The sequence below is a fragment of the Okeania sp. SIO2F4 genome (assembly GCF_010672385.1).
Taxonomy (GTDB): domain Bacteria; phylum Cyanobacteriota; class Cyanobacteriia; order Cyanobacteriales; family Microcoleaceae; genus Trichodesmium.
The window spans coordinates 3,708-15,663 of sequence record NZ_JAAHGT010000125.1; the positions used below are offsets into that span (position 1 = coordinate 3,708).

Genomic DNA, 11,956 nt, shown 5'->3' on the forward strand with positions numbered 1-11,956 from the left:
GAGCGAGTCGAGCGAGTCGTTCGAGTCGTTCGAGCAGTGTTGTTTTTGATGATTTTCTTTTGCCACTAAATCCGAATTACTACTTTTGACTTTTTCCCACAAATGAAAATTTTGATATTTCCAATTTGAGCTGACTGAGAATTGGGAATTATTTGAAATGGAGCGAGTCGAGCGAGTCGTTCGAGTCGTTCGAGCAGTGTTGTTTTTGATGATTTTCTTTTGCCACTAAATCCGAATTACTACTTTTGACTTTCTCTAAAAAATGAAAATTTTGATATTTCCAATTTGAGCTTTCTGAAAATTGGGAAATATTTGAAATAGAGCGAGTCGTTCGAGTTGCTTGAGCAGAGTTGTTTTGATAATTTTCTTTTGCTACTAAATCAGAATTACTACTTTTGACTTTTTCCCACAAATGAAAATTTTGATATTTCCAATTTGAGCTTTCTGAAAATTGGGAAATATTTGAAATAGAGCGAGTCGTTCGAGTTGCTGATGATTTTATTTTGCTACTAAATCAGAATTACTACTTTTGACTTTTTCCCACAAATGAAAATTTTGATATTTCCAATTTGAGCTTTCTGAAAATTGGGAAATATTTGAAATGGAGCGAGTCGTTCGAGTTGCTCAAGCACAGTTGTTTTTTCTGATTTTCTCTTGCCACTAAACCCAAATTACTACTCCCTACTTTCTCCCACACCTCCCACACTTCCCACACCTCCCACACCTCCCACACTCCCTATCCTGAAATAGTAAACTTTCGTTACAATCCAAACCTGACTATTTCCACAAATGTCACGCCCTTGTAAACTAACAAATTAGGACAATTATCAAATGTTGACCTTAAAGATATAGCAGAAGGCAAAGGGTAAAAGGCAAAAGAAAAAGGCTATCTTACTATAAATATTTCAATATTCGAGTTTGAGACTTTGATTATGTCGGACTCCCATAAGCTTTGCTTGCTATTTAGATAAAAAATTTGAGAAGTAGAAGGTAAAATAAAGATGGCCGAATCAAGCCAAATACCCTATTTATTACGAGCAACTCAGGGTGAGTTATTAGACCGTCCACCTGTATGGATGATGAGACAAGCGGGTCGCTACATGAAAGCTTATCGAGATTTACGAGATAAATACCCCTCATTTCGTGAGCGTTCCGAAAACGTAGATATTGCTGTGGAAATATCTCTGCAACCTTTCCACGCTTTTAAACCTGATGGAGTGATTTTATTCTCAGATATCTTAACTCCACTTCCAGCAATAGGTATTGATTTTGATATTGCCGAAAGTAAAGGGCCAATTATCGATCCGCCTATTCGCACTCAATCTCAAATTGACCAACTTCATCCTATCGAACCAGAAGAGTCTCTACCTTTTATTAGGGAAATTTTGCAAATTCTCAAAAGAGAAGTTAAGAATGAGGCAGCAGTTTTAGGTTTTGTTGGGGCACCTTGGACTTTAGCTGCTTATGCTATAGAAGGTAAGAGTTGTAAAGATTATACAAATATCAAGAGAATGGCTTTTTGCGAGCCAGAAATGTTGCATCAGTTTCTAGGTAAACTGGCAGAGGCGATCGCTGTTTATGCTCGTTATCAAATAAATAGTGGGGCACAAGTTATCCAAATGTTTGATTCTTGGGCAGGTCAACTTAGTCCTCAAGATTATGAAACTTTTGCTTTGCCTTATCAAAAATTGGTAGTGCAGCAGGTTAAGAAGACTCATCCTAATACACCTTTCATTCTATATATTAATGGCAGTGCTGGATTATTGGAGAGAATGCCCCAGACTGGTGTTGATATAGTAAGTGTAGACTGGACTGTAGATATTGGTGAAGCTAGACAACGCCTTGGTAAGAATATTGGTATTCAGGGAAATATCGACCCCGGCGTACTTTTTGGCTCTAAAGAGTTTATCAAATCTCGCATTTTGGAAACTATTCGCAAAGCTGGCAACCGAGGTCATATATTAAATTTAGGACATGGTGTTTTGCAAAAGACTCCTGAAGAAAATGTAGAGTATTTCTTTAAAACTGCCAAAGAGGTAAGTAATTTACTAGCAGTAACTGCTTAAGTTAAATTAAAGCATATTTGAGATTTGGATTAATTTTTTTTAGGGGTGGGTTTCTCACCTACCCTTAAATTTACAGCAAAATATTGTATCTTTTTTTAGTGGGAGAGGTTTAATACCATTTTTAAAAAAGAATGTTACGGAATAAATATTGCTTTACATGCTTATGCTGTTATTGCTTTCTTTCAAGATGCGAGATGCTTCAGAGAATTAACTCTTGCTCCATACGCAATAGAAGAGAAATTTCACTATTCATCTCCCCTGGTGGAGTGCTTCAGAAAATGAATTAACTATTGCTCTATAGGTAATAGTCAGAAAATTCCCATACCCACCTCCATCTCGCAGGCGCTTGAGAAAATGAAATTATTCTGACTCTATAAGTAATAGTCGGAAAATTCCACTATCCACCTTCATCTCGCAGGTGCTTGAGAAAATGAAATTATTCTGACTCTATAAGTAATAGTCAGAAAATTCCACTACTCACCTCCATCTCGCAGGTGCTTGAGAAAATGAAATTATTCTGACTCTATAAGTAATAGCCAGAAAATTCCAATACCCACCTCCATCTCGCAGGTGCTTCAGAAAATGTATTAACTATTTCTCTATACACAATAGTCAGAAAATTCCACTATCCACCTTCATCTCGCAGGCGCTTCAGAAAATGTATTAACTATTTCTCTATATACAATAGTCAGAAAATTCCACTATCCACCTTCATCTCGCAGGCGCTTCAGAAAATGTATTAACTATTTCTCTATACACAATAGTCAGAAAATTCCCATACTCACCTCCATCTCGCATGCGCTTGAGAAAATGAAATTATTCTGACTCTATAAGTAATAGTCGGAAAATTCCAATACTCACCTCCATCTCGCAGGTGCTTCAGAAAATGTATTAACTATTTCTCTATACACAATAGTCAGAAAATTCCCATACTCACCTCCATCTCGCATGCGCTTGAGAAAATGAAATTATTCTGACTCTATAAGTAATAGTCGGAAAATTCCAATACTCACCTCCATCTCGCAGGTGCTTCAGAAAATGTATTAACTATTTCTCTATACACAATAGTCAGAAAATTCCAATACTCACCTCCATCTCGCAGGTGCTTGAGAAAATGAAATTATTCTGACTCTATAAGTAATAGTCGGAAAATTCCACTATCCACCTTCATCTCGCAGGCGCTTCAGAAAATGTATTAACTATTTCTCTATACACAATAGTCAGAAAATTCCAATACTCACCTCCATCTCGCAGGTGCTTGAGAAAATGAAATTATTCTGACTCTATAAGTAATAGTCGGAAAATTCCACTATCCACCTTCATCTCGCAGGCGCTTGAGAAAATGAAATTATTATTGCTCCAACTGTGCAGACTACTTTTTTCATATAATTCTTCTTATAGCAAAGTTTAGCCATTTTTTTCTAATGCACCATTTAAGGTGTGTCAGTCCACTACAAATTTTGCTAATAACTAATAACTAATAACCAATAACTGATTTATATGAGTCATAAACGGATTTTTATCACCGGTGGTAGTGGATGTATTGGTCACTATATTGTCGAATCCCTAATTCAAAATACCCACCACGAACTTTACTTATTAGTTAGGAACCCAGATAAATTAAAAGTTGACTATAAAGCTCGTCCTGGTGTTAATCTTTTAAACGCAAACTTGAGAGAAATTGAGCAGTTTTCCTCCTTACTCCAAGAAATTAATGTGGCAATTTTAGCTGCTACTGCTTGGGGAAATTTGCAGGAAGTATTTGATATTAATGTGATTAAAACTATTAAGTTAATCTCATTACTAAACCCAGAAGTTTGTGAAAATATCATCTATTTTTCTACCGCCAGTATCCTCGACCAAAATAATAGATTACTCAAAAAAGCAGGAGAGATTGGTACTGACTATATTCGTTCTAAATATGACTGTATGTATCAGTTATCTCGACTTAAGAATATACCTCCTCTGACTTGTCTTTTTCCTACCTTGGTTTTAGGAGGAGATGAAGAAAAACCATATTCTCATCTCTCTGCTGGTTTGCCAGAAATAATTAAACATATTGGTTTAATCCGATGGTTAAAGACTGATGGTAGTTTCCATTTTATTCATGCTGCTGATATTTCTCAAGTAGTTACTTATTTAGTCGAAAACCCACCCCAGTCAAAAGAATTACAAAAATTAATTTTAGGGAATCCAAAAGTTACAGTAAATCAGGCTATTGAAGAAATTTGTGCATATCTGAAGAAGCGAATATTTTTTCGTTTTAATTTGGCTCCTTGGTTGATAGAGGTAATAATTTCAGTATTCCAAATTAAGGTTGCAGCTTGGGATAGATTCTGTTTAGAATATCGCCATTTTACATATCAAAATCCTATTAATCCAGGAACTTTTGAACTGCCGATTTATTGCCCTACTGTTCCTGATATTTTGAGAACTAGAAATATATTGAAGTAGGGGAAAAAATTCTCAAGTATTCACAGTCATCTGATTTTCATTTCGTGAAGCTCCAGAAAAATTCCAGGAAAACTAAACTGACAATCAACAAAAATTGTGATACAATTTATTTATAAGGTTAAACTCGCCCCTACATATGACTTTTTATTCAACTAAAAAACCAGAATTCTACAGCACAATCAAATAATCAAATAATCAATTGCTGATATTTTGAGAACTAGAAATATATTGAAGTAGGGAAAAAATTCTCAAGTATTCACAGTCATCTGCTTTTCATTTCTTGAAGCTCTAGAAAAATTCATAAAAACCAGAATCTTACAGCACAATCAAATAATCAATTGCTGATATTTTGAGAACTAGAAATATATTGAAGTAGGAGAAAAAATTCTCAAGTATTCACAGTCATCTGATTTTCATTTCGTGAAGCTCCAGAAAAATTCCAGGAAAACTAAACTGACAATCAACAAAAATTGTGATACAATTTATTTATAAGGTTAAACTCGCCCTTTTACATGACTTTTTATTCAACAAACAAACCAGAATCCTACAGCACAATCAAATAATCAAATAATCAATTGCTGATATTTTCAGAACCATAAATATATTGAAGTAAGGAAAAAAGTCTCAAGTATTCACAGTCATCTGATTTTCATTTCTTGAAGCTCCAAAAAAAATCAGAGAAATAACTCAGGCAATTAACAAACAATTGTGATATAATTTATTTATAAGGGTAAACTCGCCCTTTTACATGACTTTTTATTCAACAAACAAACCAGAATCCTACAGCACAATCAAATAATCAATCAATTTATCCTGCTAAAAAAGAGGCTGAATATCAATTCGATCGCCAACCCTTAAACCCAACTCCATAGCTCTACCCCCCCTCAACTCAATCACCCCATCAACAGGAGTACCAGGTCCGTAAGTAGGGCAAGGTTCAGATTCGCAAGGAGGTAAATTAGAAAAAATCGCCTGTACCTCCCCATTCCTCAGAAACACCATATCCAAATTAATAAACACATTTCTCATCCAAAAATTCACAGTGCGAGGAGGGTCAATAGAAAATAACATTCCCTGATTATCCGGCAACTCAGTCCGAAACATCAAACCTACTGCTTGCTCAAATGGAGTTCGCGCTACCTCCAAATTAACAACTTGACCAGAAAAATTTGCCTGTGCTGAAATAGGTAACATTTGAGCTAACTCCACCCCACCCAACAAAGAACTAAAATTCGACTCATCAAGATTTGTCACTCCCGACAAAACTGCCAAATATTCTCCCGTTACTCTATCTTGAATAATAGTATTACCCTCAGAAAGCAAAATATTCAACTCACTAAATTGTAACCCTCCAGTTAGGATGAGGCGATCGCCACCATTCCCAAAATCTGTAATTACATCTGCATCTGCCAAATTTACCCCACCAGTAGAAGATAAACCCCCACGTCTACCAATAGCAAATACATCATCTCCCTCACCCCCAGTCATTGTATCCCTACCCAGGTCGCCAATTAACCAGTCTGCTCCAAAATCTCCAGAAATGAAGTCATTTCCTTGGCCTCCAAAAATTGTATCGGCATCTTGTCCGCCATAAATAATGTCATCCCCTTGATTACCTTGGAGGACATCGGTTCCCTGATTGCCGAAAATTTGGTCGTTCCCCCCGAAACCTTGGGCAATATCTTTACTTTCTAAAGCAGGCATAATGTCATTATCGGGAGTGCCACTGAGAAAGTCAATACCTACCGTACCTTGAATATTAGTCATTTTAGTTATCAGTTATTAGTCTCTAAAATATCTTTTAGTTGAATAAAAAGTCATGTATATAGGCGAGTTAATCCTTATATTTATTACTATATCAAAATTATTTAGAAAGTGCAAGCCGATTTCAGTCACGGATTTTTTGGAGCTTCACAAAATGAAGGTAGCTACAAAATTGTTTTCATATCTAAAACAAACTCTGGTAAAACATCCTCTCCAGATAATATTTCGGGTGAGTCTAATATTTCTACATCTTTAGAAGCACGATAAATTTCTACTTGCCGAGATTTGCGATTAATTAACCAACCTAATTTCATCCCATTTTCCAGATATTCTTTCATTTTTTTTCTAGGGTCGGATAAGCTGTCGAAAGGTGACATTAATTCAATTAAAAAATCTGGGCAAAAAGGTAAAAATTTTTCTCTTTGTTCGGGAGTTAAATTATTTCATTTTTCTATAGGTATCCAGGAACAACTGGGAGAACGGTTAGCATCATTAGGGAGTTGAAAACCTGCTGATGAATCAAAAGCAATACCAAGTTTATTTCTGTCTGCCCAGTTAAATCATTGTTGGGTTAATCCACCATTTCGATTTCCAGTTTCTGCACCAGCAGGTGACATAATAATTAAATCTCCTTTAGCATTTCGTTCAAATCTTAAATCCTGATTTTTTTGACATAGTTGAAAGAATTGTTCATCTGTCAGGTCAATAACTGAACTAAAATCAATAGTAAGATTTGTCATTTTGGTTATTTATTCTGAGGAGTTAACTACCAAAGACTAATACTGTCATTGCGAGGGTGGAAGGAAAAGTAATTATCTTTCAAGAGAAATTCTCAACACCCCCCGAAGCAATCCTTTCTACAAATATAAGAAATTTCCACAGTATAAAATAACTACCAAATTCTTGTCATATCTAAAACAAACCCTGGTAAAACATCCTCTCCAGATAATACTTCAGGGGAGTCTAATATTTCCACTTCTTTACCAGCACGATAAATTTCTACTTGCCGATCTTTGCGATTAATTAACCAACCTAATTTCATCCCATTTTCCAGATATTCTTTCATTTTTTTTCTAGGGTCGGATAAGCTGTCGAAAGGTGACATTAATTCAATTAAAAAATCAGGGCAAAAAGGTAAAAATTTTTATATTTGTTCGGGAGTTAAATTCTTTCATTTTTCTATAGGTATCCAAGAACAACTGGGAGAACGGTTAGCACCATTAGGGAGTTGATAACCTACGGAAGAATTGAAAGCAACTCCTAATTTTGTTTCTCTATTCCACATTCCTAAATTGCCAGAAATTTCAGCATTAATTATTCCAGTTTTTCCACTCATTAAGGGCACAATAATTAAATCTCCTTTAGCATTTCGTTCAAATCTTAAATCCTGATTTTTTTGACATAGTTGAAAGAATTGTTCGTCTGTCATTTCAATTATTGGGTTAAGCTCGATAGTGTAACTATTCATAGTTCAACATAAAAGTTTAATAGCCCCTCTTCCAAAGCGGAGTTGGGGGGATTGATATCTATTATAATGACTAAAAATGACTAAATTAGCTATAGCGAACATTGATCGAGTTGGTATAATTTATGTAATTTTAGATAAAAATTTCCATGTCAGAAATTACTATTAATTTACCAGAAGAGATTTTTTCTGCTCGTCGTTTAGCTTTTGAAGAATTTGTTCAGGATATGCGTTTAGCAGCGGCTATATATTGGTATCAAAAAGGGGAAATTTCTCAAGAAAAAGCTGCTCAGGTTGCTGGGTTAAACCGTCGAGATTTTCTTGCTAGTTTGGCAAGGGAAAAAATAGATGTTTTTAATGTTGATTTTAATGATTTACAAAAGGAATTAGAGCTTGGCTGAATTAACCGTAATAAATACTTCACTTTTGATTTTTTTGAGTCAAGCTAATTTACTCAACTTCCTGTAAATACTGAGTCCGAAAATTATTGTTTTTCTACTGTCATTGCGAGGGGGAGGGGGGAAGGAAAGCTAATTATTTTATGTGAAGCACCCCAGTATCCCCCCCGAAGCAATCTCTTCAGAGTTAACTACCAAAAACCTGTATTGTCATTACGAGGGGGGGAAGCAAAAGTAATTATTTTATGTGAAGCACCCCAGTATCCCTGAAGCAATCCTTTCTATTATACGGGAAATTGCTTCGGCGCTCGTTAATAGTAAATCCTAGAGGTTAACTGCTTCGATAACCGCCTCGCAATAGACAATTTTTGAGCAGAATACTGTCCGTAGCGAGGGGGGAAGCAAAAGTAATTATTTTATCTGAAGCACCCCAGTATCCCTGAAGCAATCCTTTCTATAATACCGGAGATTGCTTCGGCGCTCGTTAATAGTAAATCCTAGAGGTTAACTGTTTCTATAACCGCCTCGCAATAGACAATTTTTGAGCAGAATACTGTCCGTAGCGAGGGGGAAAGGAAAAGTAATTATTTTATCTGAAGCACCCCAGTATCCCTGAAGCAATCTTTTCTATTATACGCGAAATTGCTTCGGCGCTCGTTAATAGTAAATCCTAGAGGTTAACTGCTTCGATAACCGCCTCGCAATAGACAATTTTTGAGCAGAATACTGTCCGTAGCGAGGGGGGAAGCAAAAGTAATTATTTTATCTGAAGCACCCCAGTATCCCTGAAGCAATCCTTTCTATAATACCGGAGATTGCTTCGGCGCTCGTTAATAGTAAATCCTAGAGGTTAACTGTTTCTATAACCGCCTCGCAATAGACAATCACTTCTGTCGTAGAAAGGGGGAACGACTGGTATGCGATCGCCGATAAATAGCTTATTAAAAACTGATAACTGAATGTCAGATGCCTGAAACAGCTATATCTTGAAGTCTACAAATCTCTGCGCGAGAGAAGATTGCACTCAACCCCCCAATGCCAAGAACTACCCGAACCATTCCTCCACCCCCCACCAAAGGGAGGTGACCCATGTAATTTGTGTTCAGACCAAAATTCAGCTCAGAGTAATATAACCATTTCTTTCCTTGACGCCATCCCACTTTTTTGCCGAATTATTTCCATACTTTTTCATCATACTGTCTTGTACCACCCAAAATCTGATAAATCTGCTTCTGCACAGAAAAGCCAAATTTTCCATTACTATGTTTTACCCAAAGTTGGTCAATAGTGTATAGGTCTTCACAAGGAAAATTATCTATATCTTTTACTCTCAACCAACCTTGCTTTTCTCGCTTTGCAACTTTAAACATACAATTAGTAGTTTCCTCATTTGCTTCTTTCCACTTTCGTGCTGCTAGTAAATCACGCAAATTTTCATAGTTTATTCCTCTAGCTGAAACCAAAGGTACATCATTAGAAACAAAATTTTGTCGAGGTTGTTGATTTTTTTGAGTAGGAGAAACAGAAATTTTTGGAGACTTTTTAATTTTTGGAATAACAGAAACAGAAGAATTACCCAACCTTAAATCAGCCAAAACCTCCTCAACCTTCTGATAACGTTGCTTCGGTTTTTGCTCCACCAAACGGTCTAAAACTTTACCAAATTCATCACTCACAAAATTTCCATTTAAACAATCTCGCCATACCCATTCCATTTCCATTACATCATATAAATCAAACGGATTAATCCCAGTCAATAAATACAAACAAACAACCCCCAAACTATACAGATCGCTCCCAGACTTTGCCTTTCCCATCGACTGTTCCGGGGCGCAATATTCTGCCGTTCCAATAACTTTTCCTGTCACCGTCCGACGTTGAGTTTTCGGCATAATCTTAGATGCTCCAAAGTCAACCAAAACTAACTTTTTATCTGCCTCTCTCCTAATAATATTCTCCGGTTTAATATCCCGATGAATCACATTATGACTGTGAACAAACTGCAAAACAGATAATAAGTCTATTAACAAATCTCGAATCTGACTTTCATTAAAAACGCCACGGTTGTCTAACTCTTGTTGTAGCGTTTCTCCCTGAATAAATTCTTGTACTAAATATTGACGACTATCCACAGAAAAATAAGCAAAAAGTTCGGGAATTTGTGGATGCTTTCCTAACAACTCCAACCTTTCCGCTTCCTGTGCAAATAACTCGGCAGCTTTTGCCACAGTATCGGTTCCCTGCAGCTCAGGGAAGAAACTGTTTAATTACACAAAAAGGTTTAGAAGGTTTAAACTCATCTACAGCTAAAAAAGTTCGACCAAAACCACCTTGTCCGAGAATACTTTTTGCCCAATAACGTTCTACAAGTAATAATTTATTTCCACATTTTTGACAGAATTGAAAATTATCGGGATTAATATTGAGGCATTCTGGGTTGAGACATTGAGACATAATAATAAATTTTTTTAGAATCTACTAAACTCTATTACTAAATTATAAGCAGGACTGAGATATCTAAACAAGAAATCAAGAAACCAGGTTTATTACCTTGATTATTATTTTTCAGGAAATTTCCTGTATAAACCCGGTTTCTGCCTCAGTATTAATAAACTTACCGAAAAATCAAGCTTGAAAGCCTCTTCTTTCAAGGAGAAAAAAAGAAAAAAATTCCTTTGAGCTAATCCTCAATGTTTTAAGAAGAGGTAATTATTAATTATTAATTATTAATTATTAATTATTGAAAGCAGACTCCACCTTGGTGAGATACACCCGTCGCGGGCAAGATGTCCGCACTAGAAAGATTTAATTGTTAATATTTGTACTTCATATATTTGGAATCTGCTGTAAATTTTTGAGAAACTAGGTTTCTCATACAATTAGGTTGAAAATCTCAAACAAAATGAAAACCGATCGTATATTTTATCGAATTTTTCAAGACTTACCTGAAACCTTCTTTTAGTTGTGGGGATAATTGCCGGAAAAACTCAACGATTATCGTTTTGATTCAGTAGAATTAAAACAGACTTCCTTTAGAATAGACGGGGAATTTTTACCTCAAGATACTGAAAAAAAAGGTGGCTAGCTTCCGATTTTAAAAGTATGAAAAGAATAAAGTTCAGTATTTCAGTTTTATGACTTCAGTCAAAGTTACTAATAGCTGATAACTGATAACTGATAACTGAAAAGTCGTAGTTTTGAACCGACAAAAAGACAAATAGAATCTGTACAACCTTTTTTATATTCTCCCCTAGGGTGTGTCATCAATTAAAGAGGTTGAGATTACAGCATACATACAACTGCCTCGAAAGTGGAAGCTGTTTGATAAAGATAATTAGCGGGAGCTCCTTGGAGAGACTCAAGAGACTTACCAGAAAGATTCGGGGAATTTCGGGAAAGTAATTACTCGTTATTCTCAATTCTCAATTCTCAATTGATGACACGACCTAGTTAAGCGCATCTATTTGAATAAATTAGAAGTGAATGAAACAACTCCTTTAGGTGTACAGATTGTTCAATTAGTTGTAGAGAAAAAAAACAATATTTGGAGAAATTAACTGTTTGAATTAATCGAGTAAAACAGCAATTTACAGATAAAAGTTATCGGTTAAAACCTTTAAAATTATTGTCAGTTATTGTTTTCAAAAAATTACCACAAATGAGTCTTCAGGAGTTAGAAGCTATGTTTGGTATTGATGATTTGAAAAAAACTCGTTTTGCTCAGGAATTAATTGAGTAAACAAAATTATAAGTTGTTCCTAAGTTGTTAAAAAGAGGCTTCTCTGTTGAGAAAATTGCCGAAGTTTTAA

At 35.6% G+C, this 11,956-nt stretch carries 8 protein-coding genes and 3 pseudogenes; 5 read left to right on the forward strand and 6 right to left on the reverse strand.

The features are described 5' to 3' along the window. Positions 1-148: 148 nt before the first annotated feature. Positions 149-412: a hypothetical protein gene (locus F6K22_RS10645; RefSeq protein ID WP_293096882.1), complete on the reverse strand. Its 264-nt coding sequence runs from the start codon at positions 410-412 to the stop codon at positions 149-151. 111 nt (positions 413-523) lie between these two features. Continuing rightward, entirely contained in the window at positions 524-733 is a 210-nt protein-coding gene (locus F6K22_RS10650; protein WP_293096885.1) for a hypothetical protein, read from the reverse strand. Between the two features lie 268 nt (positions 734-1,001). Between F6K22_RS10650 and hemE the strand changes: the two genes are divergently transcribed. After that, positions 1,002-2,066 carry a uroporphyrinogen decarboxylase gene (gene hemE / locus F6K22_RS10655; RefSeq protein ID WP_293096888.1) on the forward strand — a complete coding sequence of 355 codons (1,065 nt, stop codon included), beginning with the start codon at positions 1,002-1,004 and terminating at the stop codon, positions 2,064-2,066. A 1,500-nt stretch (positions 2,067-3,566) separates the two neighbouring features. Beyond that, positions 3,567-4,520 (forward strand): NAD-dependent epimerase/dehydratase family protein, encoded by a 954-nt coding sequence (locus tag F6K22_RS10660; RefSeq protein ID WP_293096891.1) that lies wholly within the window; start codon positions 3,567-3,569, stop codon positions 4,518-4,520. Positions 4,521-5,336: 816 nt separating this feature from the next. Here the strand turns inward: F6K22_RS10660 and F6K22_RS41910 are convergent. The 3 genes and pseudogenes from F6K22_RS41910 to F6K22_RS10680 all read right to left on the reverse strand — a co-directional run bounded on the left by F6K22_RS41910 (position 5,337) and on the right by F6K22_RS10680 (position 7,752). After that, positions 5,337-6,287, reverse strand: a complete 951-nt coding sequence (locus tag F6K22_RS41910; RefSeq protein ID WP_363273291.1) for a DUF192 domain-containing protein — start codon at positions 6,285-6,287, stop codon at positions 5,337-5,339. 161 nt (positions 6,288-6,448) lie between these two features. Next, a pseudogene (locus tag F6K22_RS10675) lies at positions 6,449-7,024 on the reverse strand (Uma2 family endonuclease). Between the two features lie 152 nt (positions 7,025-7,176). Further along, positions 7,177-7,752: pseudogene (locus F6K22_RS10680) on the reverse strand (Uma2 family endonuclease). A gap of 146 nt (positions 7,753-7,898) precedes the next feature. Here F6K22_RS10680 and F6K22_RS10685 point away from each other — a divergent pair. After that, positions 7,899-8,150, forward strand: coding sequence for a UPF0175 family protein (locus tag F6K22_RS10685; RefSeq protein WP_293096894.1), 252 nt, complete (start codon positions 7,899-7,901; stop codon positions 8,148-8,150). 1,169 nt (positions 8,151-9,319) lie between these two features. On the opposite strand, the pseudogene F6K22_RS10690 reads toward F6K22_RS10685, so the two are convergent. Further along, a pseudogene (locus F6K22_RS10690) lies at positions 9,320-10,601 on the reverse strand (protein kinase domain-containing protein). 520 nt (positions 10,602-11,121) lie between these two features. Between F6K22_RS10690 and F6K22_RS10695 the strand changes: the two are divergent. Further along, entirely contained in the window at positions 11,122-11,232 is a 111-nt protein-coding gene (locus tag F6K22_RS10695; RefSeq protein WP_293096897.1) for a DUF2887 domain-containing protein, read from the forward strand. 373 nt (positions 11,233-11,605) lie between these two features. Then, entirely contained in the window at positions 11,606-11,704 is a 99-nt protein-coding gene (locus tag F6K22_RS41915) for a hypothetical protein (protein WP_363273294.1), read from the forward strand. The last annotated feature ends 252 nt before the right edge of the window (positions 11,705-11,956 follow it).

What these genes read in the sequence shown, in the direction of transcription:
- hemE (WP_293096888.1), top strand. Translation starts at nt 1,002, where the DNA reads ATGGCCGAATCAAGCCAAATACCCTATTTATTACGAGCAACTCAGGGT.
- F6K22_RS10660 (WP_293096891.1), top strand. Translation starts at nt 3,567, where the DNA reads ATGAGTCATAAACGGATTTTTATCACCGGTGGTAGTGGATGTATTGGT.
- F6K22_RS41910 (WP_363273291.1), bottom strand. Translation starts at nt 6,287, where the DNA reads ATGACTAATATTCAAGGTACGGTAGGTATTGACTTTCTCAGTGGCACT.
- F6K22_RS10685 (WP_293096894.1), top strand. Translation starts at nt 7,899, where the DNA reads ATGTCAGAAATTACTATTAATTTACCAGAAGAGATTTTTTCTGCTCGT.